The following is a 23,693-nucleotide window of genomic DNA, read 5'->3' on the forward strand; positions in this document are numbered from 1 at the left end:
TCGATAGGTTAGGCAAGGCTTACCTAATGGAGGTGGGGAATGGCTGACCGTCACACCTGGACGGCCGCGCCCGCGGCGGCGGAGCGCGCCCGCTCGGTGCTGGCCGCGGCGTGGTCCTGTGCGGTGACCGCCGAGGGCGGCCGCGAGGAGTTCGTCGGCGCGCACAGCGTCACCGAGGACGGCCGGGTGATCCTTTCCGTCCCCGAGGACAGCACCCTCGTCGCCGCCGCGATCTGCGCGCCGCGCGGCGAGCCGTCCGCCGTGCTGGAGTTCGCCGACGTGGCGCCCGTCCCCGTGCGCGACCGCATCAGGGCCCGGCTCTGGCTGGCCGGCCGGCTCGCGCCCAAGGACGGCGACCTGGAGTTCCGGGCCACCCGGATCGTGCTGCGCGAGCCGTCCGGCGCGGTCGTGGTCGACCTCGACGACTTCGCCGCCGCGGCCCCCGACCCGCTGGCGACGGCCGAGCCCCGGCTGCTGACCCATCTCGCCGACGCGCACCCCGACGCCGTCGAGCGACTCACCCGACTCGCCCCGCCCGACACGCTGCACGGCGCCGTACGCGTCCAGCCGCTCGCCGTCGACCGCCACGGGCTCACCCTGCGCATCGAACGGGCCCGCACCAACGGAGACGTACGTCTGACGTTCCACCGACCCGCCGACGACATGGCGCAGCTCACCGAGCGCATGCACGCTCTGCTCTCGCAGGCGAGCGCCGCGTCCTGCCCCCGCGCCCTACAGCGGCAGCGCGCAGACGGCGACGGGTGACGCGAACGGCTCGCCCGCGCGCCGCAGTTCACCGGACTCCTGGTCGACCTGGAAGACACTGACCGCGCCGGACCGCTGGAGCGCGGCGAACAGCAGACCGCCGTCGGGGGAGAGCGCGATCTGACGGGGGAACTCCCCGCCCACCGGCACCGTGTCCAACAGCCGCAGCCGGGCGCCCTCGGCCTCGACCGCGTACCGCGTCAGGCTGTCGTGCCCCCGGTTGGCCAGATACGCGTACGCGCCGTTCGGTGTCACCACCAGCTGCGCCGGATGGTTCGTGCCGGACCCCGTCCCCGTGGACTGGGGGGCGCCCGGTGTGAGCCGGCCGCTGTCCGGGTCGTAGGCGCAGACCACGACGGTGTTGTCGACCTCGTCGGCCAGGTAGGCGTACCGGCCGCCGGGGTGGAAGGTGAGGTGCCTGGGCCCCGCGCCCGGCCGGGTCCGAGCCCGGGAGACCTCGCTCAACGTGCCCCGGCTCTCGTCGAGGCGGTACGTGTACACCGTGTCCGTGCCCAGATCGACGGCGAGGACGTGACCGCCGTCGGGGCTCGTGACGACCTGGTGCGCGTGCGGGCCCTGCTGCCCCGGGCCCGGCGCCGGGCTGCGGTGCACGACCAGGTCCGTGCGCTCGCCGAGAGCACCGGAGGCCTCGACGGGGTGCACGGCCACGCTGCCCGTGCCGTAGTTCGCGCTCAGCAGCCACCGCCCGCCGGGGTGCACCGAGAGATGGCACGGGGCCTCGCCGCCGCTGCTCCGGGTGCCGAGGACCTTCCGGTCGGACAGCCGCACCGCGGTCACCCCGCCCTCGGCGCGCTCGTTCACCGCGTACAGCGTCCGGCCGTCCGGATGGACCGCGAGATACGACGGATCGCCGACGCCGCTGATCGTCCCCCGGCCGGTGATCCGGCCGGTGCGGGCGTCGTACGTCGCCACGCCGACACCGGTGCCGCCGCCCTCCGCCGAGGTGTACGTACCGAGGAACAGCGGCCGCGGGCCGGTGGGGGCGGGGGAGGGCGAGGGGGAACGGCCCTCCGCCTCCACCGCCGGGGCGCTCGCCGAAGGCGACGGCGACGAGGGGCCGGCGGTCCCTTCGGACCCGCCGCACCCCGCCAGGGACGCCGGTACCGCCGTCGCCGTCAGCATGCCCAGAACCCGGCGCCTGCTCCAGCCGCCGGGCTCCCGCCCCGCCTCACTCGTCATCCGTCGCACCCCAGGTGTCGCCCGTCCCGTCGGACACCACCTTGACGGCTGCGAGGGGCCCGGCGCAAAGACGGACGTCGGACGCCGCGCGCCATGCGACGTCCACCGTCGAGGAGCCCGGAGCGCGGTGGCCGTCCGGTCGCGGTCCCGCAAGGGCCACGGCCCCGGCAAGGGCCACGGCCCCGGACAGGGCCTGTCCGGCCGCTACCAGTCGCCGTCCTGGATCGGCCTGCCCGGCGCGTCGCCGAGCGGCTTGATCTGCCCGGGGACGGGCGGCTGCCAGGGGTCGAGGTCGGTGCCGAGCCAGTCGCCGACCGGCTTGACCGCGCCGAGGGTGTCGGCGGGCTCGACGTCGATCCCGTCCTGGTCGTAGTAGTCGAACCAGGGGAGCCCCGCGTTCGTGTAGGCCGCGCGGTCCACCGGCGACGGCGGCGGGGCCTCACCGGTGATCCGGCGCCACTCGGGCGGGGTGACCAGGTGCACGAAGACCCGGCCGGCCGGCTGCTCCGCCCAGCTGCCGCGCGGCCAGGTGTCCTTGTAGACCTCCTGGCGCATCGAGCCGCCGACACCGAGCCCCATCGCGGCCGGCGCCCGCTGTGGCACCGCCGCACGGGCCGCCGGCGCGGCACCCGGAGCCGCCATCGGGTACGCGCCGCCCGCAGCCGTCGGGGCGGCGCCCGGCGCCGGGGGAGGCAGGGGCGCACCGCCGGGCGGCGCGGCGAACGGTGCGGGCATGGGCGCGGCGCCCGGCGGCGGCATCGGGACCGGGTCGCCGTACCCGCCGAACGCCCCGGGGTTCCGCTCGCGCGTGGCCCGCTGCCGCTGCTCCTCCCGCCAGAGGGCGAGCCGGGTGTCGTTCAGCGGGAACGACTGCAGTTGCACCCCGCCGAAGACCTCCTCGCCGGTGACCTGACCCTCGACCGTCGCACCGAGCCCGAGCGGTACGGCGACGAACTGGCGGACCGTGCCCTTGCCGGAGTTGATACCGTCGAGCCACGGCTGACGCGGCAGCACCACGTAGTTCTGCGGGTCCCGGCTGAGCCGGTTGCTCCACGGCTCGCCCGACACGGCGCACACCTTGCCGACGCCGACCTGCAGCGCGGCCGGCTCCAGGGAGCCGCCGAAGTGCAGCCACATGGCCTCGCGCAGATACACGGGGAGCATCACCCCGCCGCGCGCCCGCATCTCCTCGGGGGCCGTGTGCGGATAGTCCTCGACCCGGCGGATCGGGAAGTCGCCCAGGCCGGGCGGAAGCTGGTGCGTACCCGTCTCGGGCAGGCGCAGGGTGCGGATGAAGCGCACCCGCACCCCACCCGGCAGGTGAAGTGTCGTCCCGTCGATCCGCACGGTGCCATCGGCCATTCCGTACGCTCCCCTCGTCATCGCGTCGTGCCTTGTCCCTTAGTACGTCCCATGAGGGCGGACCGGTTCCGCCGGGAGGGAAGCACGATGCGCAGGCGGTCACGGAGGCCGGTGAGGCGAGGGGCGCGCTCCCGCTGTTCGCGGGTGCAGCGGTCGAGTTCCTCCAGCAGCCGCTGGGAGCGGTGCTGCGTGTCCATCTCGTCCAGTATGCGGTTGACCTCGGTCAGTACGGCGCCGTGCAGCTGCCAGTGACCCGGGTCCCGCCGGACCTCCTCCAGCAGCAGCTGGGCGAGCTTGTCGCGGGTCGCGGCGGCCGTTGACAGCTCGGCGGCGAGGCGGTCCTCCGCGGACTCGGCGCTGCGGCTGACGTCGGTGGTGACGAGTACCGCGAAGCTGACCACCGCGTCGCCGATCTCGCCGAGCAGCCGTTCCAGGGTCGCCCCCACCTCGGGGGAGAACAGGGGGCTGGGCTCCCGCTCGCGGGCCAGATCGGTGAGGGTGCGGGCCAGCACGCGCAGCACCACCGTGCAGATCTCCAGCGTGTCCAGACCGGTGCGCAGCACGACCCGGTGCAGCAGCCCCTCCCGGACCCGCGGATTGAGCTTCAGGCTGTCCTCGGCCTGTTTGAGGGCCGCGTCCACCTCGACGATGTCGAAGTCGAGCTCACGCGCCTCGTGCAGCCGCGCCGCCGCCACCTCGAAGGCGGGGCGGCCGGCGGCCTCCTCGCCGACCCGGATCATCAGCCGCCGCATACGGCGGGCCAGGTCCTCGATGGACTCACCGGCCGCCTCCACCCACACCGGGGGAGCGAGCAGCAGATTGAAGGCGAGGCCGACCACGGCGCCGATCAGCGTCTCCAGCACCCGTGTCCACGCCGTGTCCCCGACCCTCGTCACCCCGAGCACCAGCATCGCGCTGATCGCCACCTCGGGCACGTACTCGCTGACCCGGACCAGGTGGCCGACGGCCAGTGAGGCGAGGATCAGCAACGCGAGGCTCCACCAGGTCAGGCCCACCAGCACACTGAAGGCGATGGCGACGACCACGCCGGCGACCACCGAGTTCACCCGGCGGATGCCGTTGGTGAGGGTGGCGTAGAGGGTGACCTGGACGACGAGGAGAGCGGTCAGCGGTGCGGTCAGGGGGGCCGACGACGTGCTGAACTGCAGCGCCACCACATACGCGACCGTCGCCGCGGCGGCCGACCGCACCGACTGCACGACCACCGGATCCTGTCGCCACTTGGACACCCGTGTCCTCACCGGGGTCCACACACCACGTACGTCTCGCATCCTTGCGCTGTTCCCCGTGCCGGTACGCCGAACTCCTGACCGAGGACCCTAATCACCGGAACGATTCGGCAGGAGGAGGGGCGGCCCCCGTGCGTGCGGCGGTTTCACCCGCGTGCGTACGGCGGTTCCACCCCACCGGCGAGAGGTTCGGACTTGCGGCTTGCCCGGGGCTCGGACATGAGCTTTGCCCGGACTTGCGGCCCGCCCGGGAGCTCAGGCGTACAGCTTGTCCAGGAAGGCGGACAGATGGCCGACCGTCCGGGCGATCTGTTCCTCCGTGGTGAGGCTCTCCTCGAACCTGCTGCCGGTGTCGAGGGCCTTCCTGCCGCGTACATACAGGGAACACGCCAGGTCGGCGCACATGTAGACCCCCACCGAGTTCCCCTCCCGCCCGGCCGCGCCCGCCTTACGGGCCGTCATCAGCGAGACCCCGCCGCCCCGGTGCGTCGTCAGGCACAGTGAGCACATGCTGCGGTGCAGGAAGCCGCGCTGCGCGGAGGGGAACCGCAGCGCGACTCCCACGGCCCGGCCGTCGCGTTCGGCCACGAGATAACTGCGGTCCGGCGCTCCGGGGTCCCGCCAGCCGAGGAAGTCCAGGTCGTCCCAAGGCCGTTCGGCCAGGTCGCGGGGCAGGGAGATGCGCTTCGCCTCCCCCTTGGAGCAGTTGATGAAAGAGCTGCGGATCTCCGGCTCGGTGAGCGGTTTCATGGCGGTCCTCCAGAACACAGTGAAGCCCAGAACCTAGGGCGCCTAGGTTCTGGGCTAAGCTACTCAGACTTTCGGGGAGGGGCCAATGGATTCCGTCGCGGCGGGTGCGGGCGTGGCGGGACGACCCGCTGTGCTCGGTGGGGCCCACCTGGCACAGTGGGCCCCGGATGCCGGCTGTGAACGAGGGGGGACCGCGGTGGACGCGCAGGAGCGCGCTCGGCTGGTACTGGCGGCGGCGGGACTGCCGCCCGAGAGCCTCGCCGAGCGGCGGCCGCTCGGCGGCGGCACCTACAACACCGTCGAGGAACTCCGCCTCACCGACGGCACCAGACTGGTGCTCAAGATCCCCCCGCCGTCCACCGCTCCCGGCCTGTCCCACGAGCGTGACCTCCTCGTCGGCGAGGCCGAGTTCTGCCGGGCGGCCGGGACCGTCGGCGTCCCCGCGCCGGGTGTGGTCGCCGCCGTCCTCGACGAGACCGCGCCGACGGGCCGCCACCTGCTGCTGTCCCACTGCCCGGGCGCCGGATGGGAGGGATTGACGGCTCCTCGGAAGGCCTCCCTGCGGCGGGAGTTGGGCACGCTGGTGGCCCGGCTGCACCAGGTCACCGGCCCCGGCTTCGGCTATCCGACGGGGGCCCTCGGCCCCCTCGCCCCCGACTGGCGCACCGCCTTCACCGCCATGTACGAGGCCGTGCTCGACGACGCCCGCCGCCATACGGCCTGGCTGCCCCGGCCCGTCGACGAGGTGGCCCGTACCGCGGAGTCCGCGTACGACGCCCTGGACGAGGTGACCGTGCCGAGGCTCGTCCACTTCGACCTGTGGAGCGGCAACATCCTCGTGGAGCACGGCGTGTCCGCCCGAGTGGGCGGACTGATCGACGGTGAGCGCATGCTCTGGGGCGACCCGGTCGCGGACTTCGTGTCGCTCGCGCTGCTCGGGGACATCCGCCGGGACGCGGACTTCCTGGCGGGCTATCAGGAAGCGGGAGGGGAGACCCACCTCCGTCCCTCCGCCGCCCGGCGGTACGCGCTCTACCGCAGCTACCTGTACCTGATCATGCTGGTCGAGACGGTGCCGCGCGAGGCGGGCGAGCACGACGTCGCCTGGCGCCGGGAACAGGTCGCACCGCAGCTGACGGCCGCCCTCGACGAACTGGCCGACCCCGTCTGAGGACGACGGGGTTTCAGCCGATCGGTACGCGGTACTCGCGCGCGGTGCACGACAGGAAGGGAGCACGCCGTGACCGATCACAGGCTGGAGGGTCCCGGCGAGAACGGTGACCCGATACCGAGGGACCTGCCCGATCAGCAGGCGCACGCGGGCGAGGACCCCTGGGAGGTGGCCCCCGGGAGGGGGACCGGAGGCCCCGGGGACGACGACGTGTCCGACGAGACCGGTACCGACGTGCCCGACACGGACGAGGCGGGCACCGGACGGCAGGGCGCGCCCCGCTCGGGCGGCGTCAACCCCGAGCAGCCCGTCCCCGACGAGCCGTCCGGCTGACCCGCAGGGCTGCACGGCGGCCCTGCGAGGCGGCCGGCCTCACGGCCGCTCAGGCCGCACCGACTCGGCGCCTCCCCGGTGGGACCCGGGGAGGCGCCGTCATGTCCGCGCCGGAACCGTACTGCCCGAGCCGTACGAGATGCCGGGCCGGCCGCGGGCGAGCACGCCGGTGCACGGTGGCGCTTCAGCCCACCTTCCGCCCCCTGAGCGGCTCCGTGTCGGCTCCGGCCCCCTGCCGCAGCCCCTCCAGGAACTCCTCCAGCACCTCCACGGCCGTCCGCTCCGGCCGCCAGTGCAACTCGTCGCGGGCCCGGCTGCAGTCCATCAGCGGCAGCCGCACCACCGCGTCGAAGAGGTGCGGCGAGGCGGGCAGCAGCCGCAGGTTCCACGCGGCGGCGACCGCCCCACGGACCGCGGCCCTCGGCAGCCGCATCGGACGCGACCCCGTCATCTCGCCCAGCAGCCCCGCGTCCACGGGCGGCTCCGCCGCCAGGTTGAAGGCACCGCGCACATCGGAGTGGAGCGCCAGCCGGTACGCGTGGGCGGCATCGTCGGTGTGCAGTGCCTGCACCCGCAGCCCCGGAACATCGGGCATGAAGGGCAGCAGCTCGGGCCGGGCGAGCTGCCCCGGCAGGAAACGGCCGCCGAAGATCCGGCGCTGCTCGCCGGCCGACTCCCGCTTGAACAGGAACGCCGGCCGCATCCGCACCACGCGTACCTCCGGGTGCTCGTACTCGAAGGAGTCCAGGGCGCGCTCCAGGTACGCCTTCTCCCGGCAGTAGGCGGCGTCCGGCCAGCCGTGCGTGGGCCATGACTCGTCGACCGACCGGTCCTTCGGGCCCGGCGAATACGCGCCGACCGACGAGGCGTGCACGAGGGCGGGGACCTTCGCCGCCGCCACCGCCTCGAAGACGCGTATGCTGCCGAGCACGTTGGTCCGCCAGGTGGCGGCCGGGTCGTGGGTGGGCTGGAACGCCCACGCGAGATGGACGACCGCCGCGGCCCCCTCGAACTCCTTCGTCAGATCGGCGTCCTCGGACCCCAGGTCCACGGCCGACCACTCCGTCTTCTCGGGCGACCGGTCGGGGACCCGGCGGGCCAGGCCCCGCACCCGGCCGACCCGTGCGTCCTCCGCGAGCAGCCGCACCAGGCTCGTCCCCACATTGCCGGTGGCGCCCGTGATCACGATCCTGTCGCCGGACTCTCCGTTCACCGCTTACTCCTCTCGCGCCGCGACTCCCAAGGGCCGCCCACGAGTACCCGGACGGCACCGATGCACGCGGCGGCCCCCGGCGGCCGGACCGGCCTGGCCGAATCCGGTGGTGCCGGCACGCGCCAGGAGAAGATCACCGCCATGACCGGGATCATCCTGATGTGCGATCCGAAGACCTCACCGGGCCCCGCCCACACCGGTCTCCTCTGATGCCGGACCCCCGGGGGGTTCCGTCCGCGGAAAAGGGAGAAGCCCCGACCGGACGGGGGAATCACGGTCGGGGCGGCCTGTGGGTGGGCGCGGATGGCGGTCGCCTCTCGGCGAAGGCTCCACAGGGCTTCAGCCGAACGATCGTCCCTGTGGGCAGAAGGTGAGGCCCGGGGACACTGTCCCATCCGCACCCACGGTTGGTTCAACGGACAACCACCAGTGGCTGTTCCCTCCGGTCCCGAGATCGCCGGTGACCTGTGTCACGCCGTCCGGGCCGGCCCCGGCGGCCTAATCAGGTCATTCCTCGCGGCCCAGCGGGCTGTCGTCCAGCGCGGCCAGCAGATGCGCCGTGTTCCGGAACACCATCTCCGCACCGGCCGCCTCCAGCTCGGCGCGCGGGATGCCTCCGCTGAGCACCGCCACGCAGCGCACCCCCGCCCGGGCGCCCGCCCGCATGTCCCACACCGTGTCCCCGACGAACACCGAACGCTCGGCCGGGGCATTCGCCAGCTCCAGCGCGTGCTCCACCGGGTCGGGGGCCGGTTTGCCCGCGGCCACGTCCTCCGCGCTCGCCGTCGCCGTGATGGCGTCGTCCGCGCCGATGGCCCGGCGCAGTGCGGCCAGCTCCGGCCCGCCGGCGGACGTCGCGAGCACCACCCGCCAGCCCCGCCCGTCGAGCCGCCGCAACAGCCGTCCGGCGTCCGGCAGCGGGGGCAGCCGCTCGAAGTACGTCCCGTACAGCGCCTTGTGCGCCGCGCTCAGCGCCTCGCTCTCCTCCGGCCCCGGTTCCTCGGCCAGCACGTGGGTGATCAGATCCCCCGACGGCAGGCCCACCGCCCGGTGGATGTCATGCATCGCCACCTGATGCCCGGCCTGCCGAAACGCCTCCCACCAGGCGACCACATGCAGATGGTTGGTATCGACAAGAGTCCCGTCGACATCGAACACAGCGGCCTTGACCATGACGCACCTTTCCTCGCATCGGGCGTTACTTCTCGCTTCCCGAGAGGGGGAGTGCCCCCTGCGGTGCGCCCGGAACGGGAACCTCGCGGTCCCGGGCCCACCGCAGCAGGTCCTCCACGCCCCACGTCGTCACCACCCGCTCGGCGGGTACCCCGCACTCCTCGGCCCGCGCGCACCCGTGGATCTGCCAGGTCAGCTGACCGGGCGCATGCGCGTCCGTGTCGATGGAGAACAGCACCCCCGCCTCCACCGCCCGCCGCAGCAGCCGCCGGGGCGGGTCCAGCCGCTCCGGCCTGGAATTGATCTCCAGGGCCGTCCCCGTCTCCGCGCAGGCCGCGAACACCGCGTCCGCGTCGAACTCCGACTCCGGCCGGCCCCGCCCGGTGAGCAGCTGCCCCGTGCAGTGCCCCAGCACGTCGGAGTGCGGATCGCGGACCGCGGCCACCATCCGCCGGGTCATCGAACGGGCGTCCATTCGCAGCTTGGAGTGGACGGACACCACCACGATGTCGAGCCGCTCCAGCAGCCCGGGTTCCTGGTCCAGGGAGCCGTCGTCGAGGATGTCGCACTCGATGCCGGTGAGCAGCCGGAACGGCGCCCATGTCTCGTTCAGCGCGGCCACCACGTCGAGCTGCTCGCGCAGCCGGTCGGGGGACAGCCCACGCGCGACGGTCAGCCGGGGCGAGTGGTCGGTGAGCACCGTCCACTCATGGCCGAGGCGTGCGGCGGTCCGGCCCATCTCCTCGATCGGGCTGCCCCCGTCCGACCAGTCCGAGTGCACATGGCAGTCGCCCCTCATCAGCTCCATCAGCTGCCGGCCGCTCCGGGCGAGCGGGGTCTCGGCCTCCCGCTCCAGCTTCCGCAGATAGTCCGGCACCTGCCCGGCCAGCGCCTCCCGCACCACCTGCGCGGTCTTCGGCCCGATCCCCTTCAGCGACTCCAGCGACCCCGAGGCCGCCCGTTCGGCCACCTCGTCCGCCGTGAACGCGCCGAGCACGGCGGCGGCCGTACGGAACGCCCGTACGCGGTAGGTGGGGGCCCGGTCCCGCTCCAGCAGAAACGCGATCCGCTCCAGGGCCTCGACGGGATCCATGGCACCTCCAGCGTTCCGCTTACAGACTCGCCCAGGCACCGGGCACCCGCACGGCGGCCGCCCGCCGCCCGCTCCGCCCGCCGCCCGTCTCCCGGGTCACGGACGGCGGAACGGGCCTACGCTCTAGACATGACGGAAATCTCGAGTCCCCATATTTCCCACCCCCGGGTCACGGTGCTCGGGGTGCAGCCGGGTACGCCGCCGTTCCGGATCGTGGAGATCGACGGTCAGGTGGTCGGCGAGGCGAAGGCGATGACGGACGTGCTCCGGGCCGCGGCGGCTTACGGGATCACCGTCCATGACCTCGACGACCCGGACCAGGTGCGCTGGGTGGGCGGCGGCAAGTTCACTTGGACACTGCACTAGCACGCTTGGTGTCCGCCCCCGCCTTGGCCCGGCGGGGCAGGCGCCACGCCGGCCTGCGGGTCCCGCGCGGCTGTCCGGCGGTCGCGCCGCGCGGGCTCGCCGGCTGCGCCGGGGCCGAGGGGGCGTGTACGGCGCGTCCGAGCCGGCGCCCGAGAAGCAGATAGCCCAGCAGCGCACCCGTGGTGTTGAGGATGACGTCGTCGATGTCGAACGCCCGACCGGTCACGAGCGCGCCCTGCACCAGTTCGACCAGCAGCATCATCAGGGCGGTCAGCGCGGGCACCCGCAGGAGCCCGCGGGCCCCGGGCGCCAGCACCGGCAGCAGGATCCCGAAGGGCACCCCCAGCAGGACGTTCCCGCCGAGCTGCTTGACGGCGTCGCGCGGGGACGGGTGGTGCCAGTAGAGCTCCAGGGAGCTGCCGGGCTGCAGGTTGCTGTGGGTGAGGGTCTCCGACGCCGGGGACGGCTGGAGCGTGAGCCCCGCCAGCACCGCGCCGAAGGCCACCATGGCCGCGAAGGCCAGTGCCATCACCAGCACCCGCACGGGCAGCGGAAGGGGCCGTCGATCGCTTCGCGTGGTCGGCGAACGGCGGCCCGAGACGGTGGACCGGGAACGCGACGTGGTACGGGCCATGCAACCCTCCCAGTTTCAACTTCCTTTTGTATCAAGGCGGTTACCCCCGAAGCGGCTCACGATGCGCGCTCCGGGAGGTCCCGGTGGACGGTCAGCCGTAGGTCACCTTCACCTCCTCGAAGCCCAGGGACTTCAGCAGCCCTTCGAGCATGTCGGTGGTGTTGGCCTCGGCGCGGTCCGTCAGCCGGCTGTCCTTCGCGGCGTCGCCGATGTGCTTGACGGCGAGACGCTGGACTGCCTGCTCGCCGTTGGGGTTGTCGGAGAACAGATCACCGAGGCGGTCGAGGAGACCGCGCTGCTTGGAGACGGCGTAGGAGTGCTCGGTGTCGAGGGCGGGGGTGCCGAGCCGGGCGTGCGGCAGGTTGATGGTGGCCGACGTGCGGCCCTCGTCGACCTTCACATCGTTCTCGCCGACCTTGCCGAGGTCGACATAGGCGTCGACGGTGCCCGCGCCGACGTACAGCGTGCGGGTGCCGCGGATCGCGTCCGGCAGGTACTTGGCGTCCTTCTCCAGGTCGACGACCACCTGGAAATTGCCCGAGGCGGCCTCGTAGCGGCTCATGTCCTGGATGGACCTGAGCAGCGTGGGCCCCGAGCGGTCGTGCTCCTCGGTGCCGAACATGTCGTCGAACCCCTTGAAGACCAGCAGCCTCAGCGCGGCCAGCAGCACCACGATGAGGACCACCACGGCGGTGAGCACCTTGGCCCAGCCGGGCAGACGAGTGCGCTTGATGGACGTCGTCATGTCGACGGTCCTCCTTCCTGATTCAACGAATGCCCGCACAGGCCTTGGGAGAACGCCGAGTTGGGGATTGTCCGTACTTCGTCGTAGGCCGCGGGCACCCCTCGTCCGGCAGCTGCCGCTCGAAACCCGCGGAGAAGGGGCGGCCAGTGGCATCGGCGGGACGCCCCGCGCATCTCCGTCGGCGGTCGCCTCGTCGCGGATGATCTGGGCAACGCCAAGGAGGCGCGGCGTTCGCCCGGATGATCGGCGCGCGGGGTCGGCGCGGGTGCCAGGCAGTGTTCGCGGACTACCGGGTGAGCATCGGGCCGGTGATCGGTGATCGGTGATCGGTGATCGGTGATCGGTGATCGGTGATCGGTGGGGTCACCGGGCGGATGTCATCGTGTTCGGCGGTGCTCGGCGGTGCTCGGCGGTGCTCGGCGACGAGATCGCCGAGGGCGGTATCGTCCTGGAACTCCTTCAGCGGTTGCGGGAGTCGGGGCCGCGCTCGATCCGGCCGGTCCGCACGCACGGGTGGTTCGCGGCGGGGGCCCGGAAGCGGCCGGGCGAGCAGCCGGACGCCTGGAGATGGTCTGCGCCGACACCGTGCCCGAGAAGCCCGCGCCGCGGAGGCCGTTGCACACGGAAGGGACTCCGCAGCGGCGTCATAACGTGCCGGATGTGGCCTCGGGCTGTTCCAGGGCCGCGTCCAGCGTCGGAGCCGGTGGCAGCAGCCGGGCCAGGCCCGTGACCTTGAGGACGCGGAGGGTGAGCGGGTGGGTGCAGACCAGGCGCAGCTCACCGCCGCGGTCGAGGACCCGGTGCCGGGCCCGGTGCAGCAGGCGAAGACCGGAGCAGTCGAAGAACTCCACGTGCCTGAGGTCGATCACGATGCGGGCGCCGGGCCCGCCGGTCAGCGCGTCCAGATGCGGGATGATCTCCACTGCCGCCGCGATGTCGATCTCGCCGTGCAGTTCGAGCACGGTGCGACCGCGGTCCTCGTGCACGCGCAGATGACCGGTGCCCGGAGGTGTGGGGTCGCTCGACACGACGGCATCGCCTCCAACCGGACTGTGTGAGGGCAAAACCCGTCCCCGCTCTGGAAGTTACCCCCGTCAGGGTGAATTTCAGCATGGTCGATTGACATATGTCTTCGATTTCTTCGGCCAGTCGTCCGAAGTTTTGCGCGGCAGGGTCTACGACAGTGCCTGCCACGCCTTGGACAGGGCCTGCCGGAACTGCTCGGCCTGGTGTGCGGTCAGCTCGCGGATCATGCGTTCCTCCAGGTCGCGCACCGGCTCGGCGCAGCGGGCGAGCAGCTCGCGTCCGTCGTCGGTGAGCAGGATCAGAAGCTCGCGCCGGTTGCGCGGATTGCGCTCCCGGCGCACGAGCCCCCGGTTCTCGAGACTGCGGACCAGATCCGCGATGGACTGGGCGGTGACGAACGAGTCGCGGGCGAGCTGTGCCGCCGAGAGTCCGTCGTGCCGCTCCAGCACGGTGAGGGAGGTGTACTGCAGGGCCGTGATCCCGGCCGGCTTCACCAGCTCGTCCAGACGCGAGCGGACAACCAGCTCAACCTGTTTGACCATGTAGAGCAGGGACGGGGGTGCCTTTGTGCCGACCATGGGGCCAGCCTAGGGCATTGACAGGAAACCTGTGTGTACAGAGACTGCGGACCAACAGGATTCCTGTTTGTTGAAAACTTGGCGATCAAGGCTGAGGAGTGGGCAATGACGACCACCTTCGAGAGCGGGCCCGGGCGGCTGTTCATCGGCGGGCAGTGGCGCGAGGCGGCTGACGGGGCACGTATGGACGTGATCGACCCGTCCACCGGACAGGTGGTCACGACCGTCGCGGAAGCGGGCGCGGCCGATGTCGACGCCGCCGTACGGGCCGCACGCGAGGCCTTCGACGGCGGCGCCTGGTCCGGGCTGAGCGGCCGCGAGCGCGGGCGGGTGCTCAACCGGGTCGCCCAGTTGATACGGGAGAACGCCGACGAGATCGCGGCCCTGGAGAGCCGTGACGTCGGCAAGCCCATCACCCTGTGCCACGCCGTCGACGTGACGAACGCCGCCAACGACTACGAGTACTACGCCTCCCTCGCCTGGACCCTGGACGGCGGCAACCGCGACGTCCCGATGAACCGCCTCGCCTACACCAAGCGCGGTCCGATCGGCGTGGTCGGCGCGATCACCCCCTTCAACTTCCCGCTCATCCTCGCCGGCAGCAAGATCGCCCCGGCGCTCGCGGCCGGCAACACGGTCGTCCACAAGCCCGCCGAGGAGACCCCGCTCAGCGCCCTCTACATGGCGGAACTCCTCAAGAAGGCCGGCGTCCCCGACGGCGTCTACAACGTCGTCACCGGCACCGGCCCGGTCGCCGGCGAGGCCCTGCTGCGCAACGCCGGTGTCGACAAGATCGCCTTCACCGGTTCCACCGCCGTGGGCCGGCACGCGGCGAGCGTCGCCGGCGAGAGCCTGAAGCCGGTCACGATGGAACTCGGCGGCAACGCCGCGCACATCGTCTTCGAGGACGCCGACATCGAGAAGGCCGTCGGCGCGATCATCAAGGGCTTCGTCTTCAACACCGGCCAGTTCTGCATGGGCGGCCCCCGTCTGCTCGTCGCCCGCCCGCTGTACGAGACCCTCGTCGGCATCCTCGCCGACGCCGTCCCCGGCGTGCCCGTCGGCGACCCCAGGCAGCCCGAGACCGTGGTCGGCCCGATGGCGGGGGAGCGGCACCTGCGGAAGGTCGAGGAGTACGTCGAGCTGGCCCGCAAGGAGGGCGCCCGCATCGTCTGCGGCGGCGAGCGCCTCGACCTGAACGGCGGCTTCTACTACCAGCCCACCGTCATCGCCGACCTCGCGAACGACTCCCGCGTCGTCCAGGAGGAGATCTTCGGCCCGGTCCTCACCGTCCAGCCCTTCGACACCGAGGACGAGGCCGTCGCCCTGGCCAACTCCACCCCGTACGGCCTCGCCTCCGGCCTCCAGACCACGAACCTGGCCCGCGCCCACCGCGTCGCCGACAGGCTGGAGGCGGGCATCGTCTGGGTCAACGACTGGGCCATGCTCGACCCCGCCGTGCCCTTCGGCGGCGTCAAGTCCTCCGGCTTCGGACGCGAGTACGGCCCCGAGGCCCTGGAGTCCTACACCAAGGTCAAGTCCGTCGTCGTCTCGCTCGACTGAGCGCCGCCCCGGGATCACCGGTGGGCCGCGGCGCTCCGGCGGCCCGCCACGAAGAAGGAGTACACGAGCATGTCCACCACCACACGTGCCGCCGTGGTCGAGTCCGGGGGCGCACCCTTCACCCTCTGTGAGGTCGTCCTCGACCAGCCGGGGCCGGGCGAGGTACTGGTCCGCATGGTCGCCGCCGGGCTGTGCCACACCGACCTCGGTGTCGCCGGCGGCGCGCTGCCCTTCCCGCTGCCCGGTGTCCTCGGCCACGAGGGCGCCGGTGTCGTCGAGGCCGTCGGCCCGGGCGTCACCTCCGTCGAACCGGGCGACCACGTCGTGCTGTCCTTCACCTCCTGCGGCGGCTGCCGCAACTGCCGTGACGGGCACCCGGCCTACTGCGCCACCTGGCTGCCGCTGAACCTGATCGGCGGCCGCCGCGCCGACGGCACCAGCACCATCAGCCGCGACGGGCAGGAACTCGGCGGCCACTTCTTCGGCCAGTCGTCCTTCGCCGAGCGCGCCCTGGTCGACGAGCGCGGCCTCGTCAAGGTCGACCCCGATGTGCCGCTCGACTCCATCGCCCCGCTGGGCTGCGGCGTCCAGACCGGTGTCGGCGCCGTCTGGAACGTGCTGGAGCCGCGTGCGGGCAGCGCGCTCCTCGTGCTCGGCGCCGGAGCCGTCGGCCTGTCGGCCGTCATGGCCGCCGCCCTCACGCCGGCGACCACGATCATCGCCGTCGACAAGGTCGGCGAGCGGCTGGAACTGGCCAAGGAACTGGGCGCCACGCACACGGTGAACGCGAGCGAGGCCGCCGACATCACCGAGGCCGTCATGGAGATCACCGGCGGCCAGGGTGTCGACGGCGCCGTGGAGACCACCGGCAGCGTCTTCGTCCTGCGCAAGGGCGTGGACTCCCTGGCCGCGCGCGGCACCCTCGTCATCGTCGGTGCGCCGCCGTTCGGCACCGAGGTCTCCCTCGACGTCAACGGCATGCTCGGCGGCAAGCGTGTCGTCGGTCTCACCCTCGGCGACAACGAGATCCAGACCGCGATCCCCGTCCTCGTCCAGCTGGTCAAGGACGGCAAGCTCCCCCTGGAGCGCCTGATCAGCCGTTACAGGTTCGAGGACATCGACCGGGCGGTGGCCGACATGAGCGGCGGCAGGAGCATCAAGCCGGTGCTGACGTTCTGATCAAGGCCCTTCCCCCCCCCGAGCCGCGCCCTGCCCGCGCGGCTCAGGCCCGGTGGGTGTGACCGGGAACCACGGTCACACCCACCGGGCCGTCGAACGTCGAGGCCCCGCGGCGCCGGAGGAGAAGACATGGCGTTCGGAACGAGGAAGGGGTGGGGAATGCGCGGCGGGGTCGCGGGCGCGGGGCGGGCAGGCGGGCTGCTCACCGGCTGCGGTGCAGGGCGACCAGCAACTGCCACGACTGGTGGGCGATCTCCTCCGAGGACGCCTCGATCCGCCCGTGCAGCCAGTCGGCGAGGACCCCCGCGAAGGTGGCGGCCACGGCCGACGCCACCAGCGGGGCGTCCGCGGCCCCCGCCAGCTCGCGCTCGCGCAGGCTGTACGCCCGCAGGTCCTGGTACAGCACCCGCCCCAGCGGGCCGCCGCCGCCCGGTGCCAGCAGGGTGCGGTACAGGGCCGTGTGCGGGGTGAGCGAGGCGAAGAACTCCACCAGGGCCGCGGGTGCCCTGACCGGGTCGGGGCGGCCGCGCCAGGCGTGCAGTGCCTCCACGGCCTCCCCGACGACATCGGCGCAGGCGTCCACCGCCAGCGCCTCCAGGTCGGCGTAGTGCACGTAGAACGTGGCCCGGCCGACCCCCGCCCGGCGGACCAGCGCGGCCACGCTGACCTCGTCCAGGGGGCGCCGGGCGCACTCCTCGAGGAGGGCTTCCCGCAGCTTGGCCCGGGTACGGGAAGCCCGGGGGTCCTCCGCGGTCATCCGGCGACGAGGACGGCGGCCAGGGCCAGTGCGGCGGGAAGCGCCTGCATGACGAGGATGCGCCGGTTGGCGGTGGCGGCGCCGTACACGCCGGCGACGATCACGCAGCTCAGGAAGAACACCTGGGCGCGGAACCCGGTCGGATCGTCCGAGACCAGCCCCCACACCAGACCGGCCGCGAGAAAGCCGTTGTAGAGCCCCTGGTTGGCCGCCAGCGCGGCCGTCCGCTGCGCCATGTCCGCGTCGAACCCGTGGAACCTCATCCCGGGCGCCTTCTGCCACAGGAACATCTCCATCACCAGGATGTACGCGTGCTCCAACGCCACCAGCGCGACCAGCACATTCGCCAGGATCTCCATGCTCGGCAGACTCCGTCACTCACTCAGCGGTACCCGAAACTTCTTGGACAGGTGTCCACTATAGCTGGACGGCTGTCCAAGAACTAGTCCGGGGACTGTCAGACCCAGCCGCTACGGTCCGGTTCATGAGTGATCAAGAGGTGACCGCCGGCCGCGCCCGCGCCGAGGACCCGCCGGGGATCGCCGGCTCCAGCCCCCGCCCGATCGCCGGCTCCCGCCCGTGCGCCGACGACGGCGGCCCACGCGACCCGGGCCCGGACCGGCCGCGGCGACACGGCCGAGCCGCCTTCACCGCCGCCCTCGAGGACCCCTCCCGGCTGCTGCTGGCCGCCCTGTACGGCGGTGACGTGGCGGGTTACCTGTCCGGTCCCTCGGCGAGTCGGCGCGGCACCAGGTCGCGGTGCACGCCGAGGTGACGGCCGGCCGCGGTGCACGCCGACGCATCCCGTTCCACGAGCGGGAGTCGTCCGTCGCGCGGGCCCGTCACTCCGCGGCTGAACCCGTCGTCAGGGGGTACCCGGGGAGCGTATGGGCGCCGGGGGTCCGCCCGCGTCCGGGAGACTGTGCGGAGGAGACATGGCACTGGTACGTGCGGGGCTGGTGGTGCTGGACTGCGCCGAGCCGGAGAAGCTCGCGGGGTTCTACAGGCAGCTGCTCGACGCGGAGGAGACGGAGGCGACCGCCAATCGCGTCGAGATCCTGGGGGCCTGCGGCACCCGTCTGGCCTTCCGCCGTGATGTGAACGCCACCCCGCCGAGCTGGCCGCGGCCCGAGAACTCCCTCCAGGCCCACCTGGACTTCTACGTCGACGACCTGGACGAGGCCGAGCGGCGCATCGTCTTGCTCGGCGGGCGCCCGGTGGACACGAAGGAGCCGGCCGGGCCTTTCGAGGAGCGTGGCTACTCCGACCCGGCCGGCCACTCGTTCACCCTGCGCCGCGAGCACCCCACGGCACCGAAACAGGGCTGACCCGCGGCAGGCTCAGTCCCGGCCCCCCTTCTCCGGAGCCGGCCACACGCCCGTGGACCGCTCGATGGCCTTCGCGCCCGTGCGGTCCACCGCGCTGCGCACCACCGCGAAGATCGCGCCCTGCACGGCCGCCGCCAGCAGGATCTCGCCCCACCCGCGATCCCGGTCCAGCGCGTCCGGTGCGTCGTCCTCGTGCCGGATCACCTTCCACGTCTTCTGGAACGCCAGCGAGGCCAGCGCACCGCTCACCCAGCCGAGGGCGAAGCCGACGGGCTTGTAGGCGAGGGGCAGTTTCTTCTTCTTGGACACTTGGCCTTCCTCCTTCGCGTTGCGATCTCACGCCGCCGTGCGGCCGGCGTCAGGCCCGGCCCTGCGGGGGCACGACCTCGGCGGCGGGCACCGGCCCCGGCGGTGTGCCGTCGCCGAACGGGCGCCCGCCCAGGCAGGCACGGCCGTGCGGCGCGAGCCAGCCGGACAGATCGGGCCCGAGCGGCACGATGCCGGTCGGGTTGATGCCCGTGTGCACCCGGTAGTAGTGCCGCTTGACGTGGTCGAAGTCGACGGTGTCGCCGAACCCGGGGGTCTGGAACAGATCACGCGCGTACGCCCACAGCACCGGCTCCTCCGCCAGCTTCCAGCGGTTGCACTTGAAGTGACCGTGATAGACGGGATCGAAACGCACCAGTGTGGTGAACAGGCGGATGTCCGCCTCCGTGATCGTGTCCCCGACCAGGTAACGCCGCCCGGCGAGCCGCTGCGACAGCGCCTCCAGCCGCCGGAACACCCCGGTGCACGCCTCCTCGTACTCCTTCTGCTCCGTCGCGAAGCCCGCCCGGTACACGCCGTTGTTGACGTCCTCGTAGACCTCCGCCATCACCGTGTCGATCTCGTCGCGCAGCCGCTCCGGATACAGCTCGGGCGCGCCCTCCCGGTGCAGCGCGGTCCACTCGGTGGCGAGGTCGAGGGTGAGCCGCTGGTAGTCGTTGGTGACGAGCTTCCCGCTCGGCACGTCCACCACCGCGGGGACGCTCACCCCGCCCGGGTAGTCGCTCGCGCGCGCGTCGTACGCCTCCTTCAGGAAGCGGATCCCGAGCACGGGGTCGCGTCCGTCCGGGTCCAGGGTGAACCGCCAGCTGCGGTCGTCCTGGACCGGGTCGGCGATCGCCATCGACAGCGCGTCCTCCAGCCCCAGCAGCCGTCGCGAGATCACCGCCCGGCTCGCCCAGGGACAGGCCCTGCTGACGACCAGCCGGTACCGGCCCGCCTCCACCGGCCAGCCGTCCCGGCCGTCGGCGGTGACGCGGTCCGTGAAGTGGCTCGCCGACCGCCTGAACCGCTTCCTGCCGTACTCCTCGTTGCCCTCGCCGACGCTCACCGTGCCCGCCTTCCCGATCCGTTCGCCGCGTCCGTATGCCCTGGTGCGAGTTCCCCGATTTCCGCCACCTCCACTGTGTGAGCCGGACCGGTCGGGGCAGTCGGCGTAGGTGACCGGCACCGCGACGGTCACGAGGACACCGGACGGCAGGGCCAGGAGGGGGCTTGATGGGGAGGGAACGGCCCGGGGACGGGATACCCGGGGACGGGACCGTCGGCGCACTGCCCGGCGGAAAAGCATCCGAACGACACGGCACGGACGGGGCGGGGCCCGAGGAGAGGGAGCGGACCGGCGAGGGGCCGGCGGAGCTCTGCGAGCCGACTCCGCGGCAGAGCGACGCGGCCGGCGCCGACCACAGGACCCGTGTCACCGTCCTGGTGGCGCTCGGCGCGAATCTCGTGATCGCCGTCGCCAAGACCATCGGCGGACTGATCGCCGGGTCCCCGGCACTCCTGTCGGAGGCCGCGCACTCGGTGGCCGACAGCCTGAACGAGGTCTTCCTGCTCGCCGCCCTGCGCCGCAGCCGCCGCCCGGCGGACAGCCGTCACCCCTTCGGCTACGGCAAGGAACGCTTCTTCTGGTCCCTGCTCGCCGCCGTCGGCATCTTCGTCATGGGCGGCTGCTTCTCCGTGTTCCAGGGGTTCCACGCCCTGGCCGGCGGCTCGGAGGACTCCTACGACGGCTATGTGGCCGGCCTTGTCGTCCTCGGCGTCGCCCTGCTCTCGGAGGGCGCCTCACTGCTGCGCGCCCTGCACCAGGTGCGCCGGCAGGGCGGTGGCGCGGGCGGCCTGCGGGACCCGGCACTGCGCACGGTCGTCGCCGAGGACGGCACCGCCGTGCTCGGGGTGACCGTCGCGATCGCCGGCATGGCCCTGCACATGGTGACGGGCCAGGTGCTCTGGGAGGCGCTCGCCTCGTTCGCGATCGGCGCCCTCCTCATGTCCGTCGCCTACTGGCTCGGCGGGGACGCCCGCGAACAGCTCATCGGGCGCGCGGCGGGCGCCGAACCCAGCCGCAGGATCCGCGCCCTGCTGGACGCGCAGCCCGAGATCGACAGCGTCGAGGCGCTGCTCACCATGGAACTGGGCCTGGACTCCACCCTGGTGGCCGCCCGCGTGGACCTCGTCCCCGGTCTCGACAGCGAGCGGGTCGAGGAGATCGCCGTACGCATCAAGCGCTCCATCGCCCACATCGTCCCCGAAGCCGACCAGATCTTCCTCGATGTGACGGATGCCCGCGCCGCGCGGCGGGCGCGGCAGGCAGCGAAAAGCCCCGCCGCGACGGGGGAACGCGGCGGGGCCTGAGACACGGGTGCCCGGCCTCCGGGGGATCATGCGCGTCGCTTCGAGGAGTTTTCCTCCGCCCCCGGCCGGTCACCACGCCCTGCTAGGCGCCGTCCACCGGCTCCAGCACGAAGACCGGTATCTCCCGGTCCGTCTTCTTCTGGTAGTCGTCGTACGGCGGATACGCGGCGACCGCGCGCTCCCACCACACGGCCTTCTCGTCCCCGGTGACCTCACGGGCCGTCATGTCCTGCCGGGTGGGGCCGTCCTGGAGCTCCACGTGCGGGTCGGACTTGACGTTGTGGTACCAGACGGGGTGCGTGGGCGCGCCGCCCTGCGAGGCCACGACCGCGTACCGCCCGTCGTGCTCCACGCGCATCAGCGGGGTCTTGCGTATCTTGCCGCTCTTCGCGCCACGGGTGGTGAGGATGACGACGGGCATTCCCGTGTCCAGCAGCGTCGTCCCCTCGGTGCCGCCCGAGCTCTCGTACACCTCCACCTGCTCGCGCACCCATTGCGTGGGGCTCGGCACATACTCGCCTTCAAGGGGCATGGGGCAACAGTCCCTTCCTGTCGGGTCCGGATACCGCCCCGTCTTCAACACACGTCCCCGCCGTTTTCATCCTCACCGGGCGGTCCGGTCAGGGCGGTCGGCTCCGCCGGGCCGCCGGCTGTTCACCACGGCAGCAGCATGCCTGCCGCCAGGACCGCGATGACGGCACTCGACACGAGGCCCGTCGCCAGCCGCCCCCGGTGCCCGGTCAGCGCGCGGCCGAGCAGGGCGCCGCCGCCGGCCAGCAGCAGTTGCCAGCTCGCCGAGGCGAGGAACGCGGCGAGGACGAACGCCGCCTGGTCCAGCGGTCGTGCGGCCTCGGCGGTGCGGCTGCCCAGGACGAGTGCGGCGAAGTACACGACGGTGGTGGGGTTCAGAAGGGTGACGCCGAGGAGAGCGGCGTACGCCCGAGCCGGGCCCACCGGGTCCTGCTGCCGCCGGACGGCGAGCCGCCGGGCGCGGTACCGGCGCAGGGCCGTGACCGCGCCGTTTACCGCGAGGACCAGGAGCACCAGGGCGGACGCCCAGCGCAGCGGCACCAGCACCGGCCGGAGGGCGACGGCCAGCGCCGTGCCGCCGAGGGCGGCGACCAGGGCGTAGAGCCCGTCGGCGGTCGCGACGCCGAGTGCGGCGCAGGCGCCGGTCCGCAGGGACGTACGGGCGGTGAGGGAGACCAGATAGGTCGCGACCGCTCCGACGGGTATGGCGATGCCATAGCCCGCGAGGAGCCCCGCGACGAGCGCGCCCGTCATGACCGGGGCGGCGTCGGTCCCCACGGTCGGCCGGACTGCTGCCGCCCCCGCACCGGACGAACGGCGGCGGAGGTCGGCGGCAGGCAGGCATCGGTGATGAACATGGGCAGAGCTTGAGGCCGGGCGCGCCACCCCCGCAATCGAATTACGGAGGCCCGGCGGCAGACGGGCCCCAGCCGTGGACAGCGAAGGTGTCCATCTGGACAGGTATTGACCGGGGATTCCGGGCCTCCCTATCTTGTTTGAAGTCAAACGAAGAGGGGGTGTCATGGTCGTCGCACCACGCATGCTGCTCGTGCTCAGCGAGAACTGGACGCTGACGGGCGGCCGGGCCGATCTGCCCGCCGCCGTACGGTGGGCGCGCGAGGCGGAGGACGCCGGGTTCGACTCCGTCATGGTCAGCGAGCACATCGTGCTCGGCCCGGACGCCGGTGCCGCCGGCATCATGGGCAACCCCCGCGACTACGCCCTCCCGGGCAACCAGGACCCGTACACCCCCTGGCCCAACTCCCTGCTGCTGCTCGCCGCGATCGCCTCCGTCACCGAGCGGCTGCGGCTCGCCGCCGCAGCGGTGCTCGCCCCGCTGCGCCACCCCCTGCTGATGGCCAGGGAGCTCGGCACCCTCGACCTCATCAGCGAGGGGCGGTTGCTGGTGCAGCCCACGGTGAGCTGGAGCAAGGACGAGTACGACGCGCTCGGCGTGCCCTTCGGCAGCCGTGGGAGGCTGCTCGACGAGCACCTCGAAGTCTGGTCGAAGGCCTGGGGGCCCTCCCCGGTCTCCCACGACGGCGAGCACTACCCGTTCCGGGACGTGTACTTCGAGCCCAAGGCGTACCGGCCCGAGGGGCCCCGGCTGTGGTTCGGCGGGCAGCGCCTCAACGGCCCGGTGCTGCGCCGACTGGTCCGGTACGGCCACGGCTTCCACCCCCTGGGCCGGCCCACACCACAGGACCTCCAGGCCCTGAAGGAGGCGATGACCGCAGCCGGCCGGGACATCACCGAGCTGGAGATGATCGGCGGCACCCAGGCGGTCTTCCCCGACGACCACTCCCCGGCGGACCTCGGCGCGGCCCTCGCCTCCCTGCCGGAACAGCTGGAGCAGGGGTTCACGACCTTCTGCGTCAAGCCGAACCAGTTCATCGACGACCCCGACGGGGTGGGCGCCTTCTGCAAGGAGGTCATGCGACGGGTGGCCGTCCTGACGGGGTGAAACAGGGGAGGGACCCCGGACGTGGCTCGCACCC

Annotated in this window: 28 protein-coding genes and 1 pseudogene; 12 read left to right on the top strand and 17 right to left on the bottom strand. The window is 72.6% G+C overall.

Features of this window, described 5'->3' with window-relative positions:
* Positions 1 to 39 precede the first annotated feature (39 nt).
* A complete protein-coding gene (locus tag AC067N_RS30010; RefSeq protein ID WP_478682026.1) occupies positions 40 to 765 on the top strand; it encodes a DUF2470 domain-containing protein in 726 nt (241 codons plus the stop codon).
* Here AC067N_RS30010 and AC067N_RS30015 read toward each other — a convergent pair.
* The 4 genes from AC067N_RS30015 to AC067N_RS30030 form a co-directional block, all read right to left on the bottom strand.
* Positions 733 to 1,965 carry a lactonase family protein gene (locus tag AC067N_RS30015; RefSeq protein WP_478682027.1) on the bottom strand — a complete coding sequence of 411 codons (1,233 nt, stop codon included), beginning with the start codon at positions 1,963 to 1,965 and terminating at the stop codon, positions 733 to 735. The two genes, AC067N_RS30010 and AC067N_RS30015, sit on opposite strands and share 33 nt — an antisense overlap.
* A 204-nt stretch (positions 1,966 to 2,169) precedes the next feature.
* Positions 2,170 to 3,327 carry a hypothetical protein gene (locus tag AC067N_RS30020; RefSeq protein WP_478682028.1) on the bottom strand — a complete coding sequence of 386 codons (1,158 nt, stop codon included), beginning with the start codon at positions 3,325 to 3,327 and terminating at the stop codon, positions 2,170 to 2,172.
* 17 nt (positions 3,328 to 3,344) lie between these two features.
* Positions 3,345 to 4,619 carry an FUSC family protein gene (locus AC067N_RS30025; protein ID WP_478682029.1) on the bottom strand — a complete coding sequence of 425 codons (1,275 nt, stop codon included), beginning with the start codon at positions 4,617 to 4,619 and terminating at the stop codon, positions 3,345 to 3,347.
* A 213-nt stretch (positions 4,620 to 4,832) separates the two neighbouring features.
* On the bottom strand, positions 4,833 to 5,327 hold the full coding sequence (locus tag AC067N_RS30030; protein ID WP_478682030.1) for an FBP domain-containing protein: 495 nt from the start codon (positions 5,325 to 5,327) through the stop codon (positions 4,833 to 4,835).
* 196 nt (positions 5,328 to 5,523) lie between these two features.
* Between AC067N_RS30030 and AC067N_RS30035 the strand changes: the two genes are divergently transcribed.
* Together AC067N_RS30035 and AC067N_RS30040 are read left to right on the top strand one after the other, a co-directional pair.
* Positions 5,524 to 6,498 carry a phosphotransferase family protein gene (locus AC067N_RS30035; RefSeq protein ID WP_478682031.1) on the top strand — a complete coding sequence of 325 codons (975 nt, stop codon included), beginning with the start codon at positions 5,524 to 5,526 and terminating at the stop codon, positions 6,496 to 6,498.
* A gap of 69 nt (positions 6,499 to 6,567) precedes the next feature.
* A complete protein-coding gene (locus AC067N_RS30040) occupies positions 6,568 to 6,831 on the top strand; it encodes a hypothetical protein (RefSeq protein WP_478682032.1) in 264 nt (87 codons plus the stop codon).
* Positions 6,832 to 7,015: 184 nt separating this feature from the next.
* On the opposite strand, the gene AC067N_RS30045 is transcribed toward AC067N_RS30040, so the two are convergent.
* The gene (locus tag AC067N_RS30045; RefSeq protein ID WP_478682033.1) at positions 7,016 to 8,044 is read right to left on the bottom strand and encodes an SDR family oxidoreductase; all 1,029 of its coding nucleotides are present in this window, start codon (positions 8,042 to 8,044) and stop codon (positions 7,016 to 7,018) included.
* Between the two features lie 60 nt (positions 8,045 to 8,104).
* Between AC067N_RS30045 and AC067N_RS30050 the strand changes: the two genes are divergently transcribed.
* On the top strand, positions 8,105 to 8,254 hold the full coding sequence (locus AC067N_RS30050; RefSeq protein ID WP_478682034.1) for a hypothetical protein: 150 nt from the start codon (positions 8,105 to 8,107) through the stop codon (positions 8,252 to 8,254).
* 297 nt (positions 8,255 to 8,551) lie between these two features.
* Here the strand turns inward: AC067N_RS30050 and AC067N_RS30055 are convergent, their stop codons facing one another.
* Both AC067N_RS30055 and AC067N_RS30060 read right to left on the bottom strand, forming a co-directional pair.
* Positions 8,552 to 9,217 (bottom strand): HAD family hydrolase, encoded by a 666-nt coding sequence (locus AC067N_RS30055; RefSeq protein ID WP_478682035.1) that lies wholly within the window; start codon positions 9,215 to 9,217, stop codon positions 8,552 to 8,554.
* 25 nt (positions 9,218 to 9,242) lie between these two features.
* Complete coding sequence (locus tag AC067N_RS30060; RefSeq protein WP_478682036.1) at positions 9,243 to 10,310, bottom strand: PHP domain-containing protein; 1,068 nt, start codon at positions 10,308 to 10,310, stop codon at positions 9,243 to 9,245.
* Between the two features lie 129 nt (positions 10,311 to 10,439).
* On the opposite strand from AC067N_RS30060, the gene AC067N_RS30065 reads away from it, so the two are divergent.
* Entirely contained in the window at positions 10,440 to 10,676 is a 237-nt protein-coding gene (locus AC067N_RS30065) for a hypothetical protein (RefSeq protein ID WP_478682037.1), read from the top strand.
* Here AC067N_RS30065 and AC067N_RS30070 read toward each other — a convergent pair.
* Positions 10,657 to 11,310 carry a VanZ family protein gene (locus tag AC067N_RS30070; RefSeq protein ID WP_478682038.1) on the bottom strand — a complete coding sequence of 218 codons (654 nt, stop codon included), beginning with the start codon at positions 11,308 to 11,310 and terminating at the stop codon, positions 10,657 to 10,659. The genes AC067N_RS30065 and AC067N_RS30070 overlap by 20 nt on opposite strands.
* A 91-nt stretch (positions 11,311 to 11,401) precedes the next feature.
* Positions 11,402 to 12,055, bottom strand: coding sequence for a DUF4230 domain-containing protein (locus AC067N_RS30075; protein ID WP_478682039.1), 654 nt, complete (start codon positions 12,053 to 12,055; stop codon positions 11,402 to 11,404).
* Positions 12,056 to 12,244: 189 nt separating this feature from the next.
* Between AC067N_RS30075 and AC067N_RS30080 the strand changes: the two are divergent.
* A pseudogene (locus AC067N_RS30080) lies at positions 12,245 to 12,646 on the top strand (hypothetical protein); the annotation flags it as partial.
* Between the two features lie 53 nt (positions 12,647 to 12,699).
* On the opposite strand, the gene AC067N_RS30085 reads toward AC067N_RS30080, so the two are convergent.
* Both AC067N_RS30085 and AC067N_RS30090 read right to left on the bottom strand, forming a co-directional pair.
* Complete coding sequence (locus tag AC067N_RS30085; protein WP_478682040.1) at positions 12,700 to 13,083, bottom strand: anti-sigma factor antagonist; 384 nt, start codon at positions 13,081 to 13,083, stop codon at positions 12,700 to 12,702.
* 147 nt (positions 13,084 to 13,230) lie between these two features.
* Positions 13,231 to 13,659 carry a MarR family winged helix-turn-helix transcriptional regulator gene (locus tag AC067N_RS30090; RefSeq protein WP_478682041.1) on the bottom strand — a complete coding sequence of 143 codons (429 nt, stop codon included), beginning with the start codon at positions 13,657 to 13,659 and terminating at the stop codon, positions 13,231 to 13,233.
* A gap of 105 nt (positions 13,660 to 13,764) precedes the next feature.
* Here AC067N_RS30090 and AC067N_RS30095 point away from each other — a divergent pair, with 105 nt between their 5' ends.
* Both AC067N_RS30095 and AC067N_RS30100 read left to right on the top strand, forming a co-directional pair.
* Positions 13,765 to 15,222 carry an aldehyde dehydrogenase family protein gene (locus AC067N_RS30095; protein WP_478682042.1) on the top strand — a complete coding sequence of 486 codons (1,458 nt, stop codon included), beginning with the start codon at positions 13,765 to 13,767 and terminating at the stop codon, positions 15,220 to 15,222.
* Between the two features lie 69 nt (positions 15,223 to 15,291).
* Positions 15,292 to 16,401, top strand: coding sequence for an NAD(P)-dependent alcohol dehydrogenase (locus tag AC067N_RS30100; protein ID WP_478682043.1), 1,110 nt, complete (start codon positions 15,292 to 15,294; stop codon positions 16,399 to 16,401).
* A 202-nt stretch (positions 16,402 to 16,603) separates the two neighbouring features.
* Here the strand turns inward: AC067N_RS30100 and AC067N_RS30105 are convergent, their stop codons facing one another.
* Together AC067N_RS30105 and AC067N_RS30110 are read right to left on the bottom strand one after the other, a co-directional pair.
* Positions 16,604 to 17,158, bottom strand: a complete 555-nt coding sequence (locus AC067N_RS30105; protein ID WP_478682044.1) for a TetR/AcrR family transcriptional regulator — start codon at positions 17,156 to 17,158, stop codon at positions 16,604 to 16,606.
* A complete protein-coding gene (locus tag AC067N_RS30110) occupies positions 17,155 to 17,517 on the bottom strand; it encodes a DUF1304 domain-containing protein (protein WP_478682045.1) in 363 nt (120 codons plus the stop codon). Before AC067N_RS30110 ends, AC067N_RS30105 begins: the two co-directional genes overlap by 4 nt.
* A gap of 125 nt (positions 17,518 to 17,642) precedes the next feature.
* Between AC067N_RS30110 and AC067N_RS30115 the strand changes: the two genes are divergently transcribed.
* On the top strand, positions 17,643 to 17,933 hold the full coding sequence (locus AC067N_RS30115) for a hypothetical protein (RefSeq protein WP_478682046.1): 291 nt from the start codon (positions 17,643 to 17,645) through the stop codon (positions 17,931 to 17,933).
* 160 nt (positions 17,934 to 18,093) lie between these two features.
* Positions 18,094 to 18,486, top strand: coding sequence for a VOC family protein (locus tag AC067N_RS30120; protein WP_478682047.1), 393 nt, complete (start codon positions 18,094 to 18,096; stop codon positions 18,484 to 18,486).
* 12 nt (positions 18,487 to 18,498) lie between these two features.
* On the opposite strand, the gene AC067N_RS30125 is transcribed toward AC067N_RS30120, so the two are convergent.
* Positions 18,499 to 18,795 (bottom strand): DUF4235 domain-containing protein, encoded by a 297-nt coding sequence (locus tag AC067N_RS30125; protein ID WP_478682048.1) that lies wholly within the window; start codon positions 18,793 to 18,795, stop codon positions 18,499 to 18,501.
* A 49-nt stretch (positions 18,796 to 18,844) separates the two neighbouring features.
* Entirely contained in the window at positions 18,845 to 19,861 is a 1,017-nt protein-coding gene (locus tag AC067N_RS30130; protein ID WP_478682049.1) for a glutathione S-transferase family protein, read from the bottom strand.
* A gap of 167 nt (positions 19,862 to 20,028) precedes the next feature.
* Between AC067N_RS30130 and AC067N_RS30135 the strand changes: the two genes are divergently transcribed.
* Positions 20,029 to 21,165 carry a cation diffusion facilitator family transporter gene (locus AC067N_RS30135; protein WP_478682050.1) on the top strand — a complete coding sequence of 379 codons (1,137 nt, stop codon included), beginning with the start codon at positions 20,029 to 20,031 and terminating at the stop codon, positions 21,163 to 21,165.
* Between the two features lie 82 nt (positions 21,166 to 21,247).
* Here the strand turns inward: AC067N_RS30135 and AC067N_RS30140 are convergent, their stop codons facing one another.
* Together AC067N_RS30140 and AC067N_RS30145 are read right to left on the bottom strand one after the other, a co-directional pair.
* On the bottom strand, positions 21,248 to 21,697 hold the full coding sequence (locus tag AC067N_RS30140; protein ID WP_478682051.1) for a nitroreductase family deazaflavin-dependent oxidoreductase: 450 nt from the start codon (positions 21,695 to 21,697) through the stop codon (positions 21,248 to 21,250).
* A 122-nt stretch (positions 21,698 to 21,819) separates the two neighbouring features.
* Entirely contained in the window at positions 21,820 to 22,449 is a 630-nt protein-coding gene (locus AC067N_RS30145; protein ID WP_478682117.1) for a LysE family transporter, read from the bottom strand.
* 268 nt (positions 22,450 to 22,717) lie between these two features.
* Between AC067N_RS30145 and AC067N_RS30150 the strand changes: the two genes are divergently transcribed.
* Positions 22,718 to 23,659, top strand: coding sequence for a TIGR03619 family F420-dependent LLM class oxidoreductase (locus tag AC067N_RS30150; RefSeq protein WP_478682052.1), 942 nt, complete (start codon positions 22,718 to 22,720; stop codon positions 23,657 to 23,659).
* The last annotated feature ends 34 nt before the right edge of the window (positions 23,660 to 23,693 follow it).

Source organism: Streptomyces sp. NPDC042364 (genome assembly GCF_056437585.1).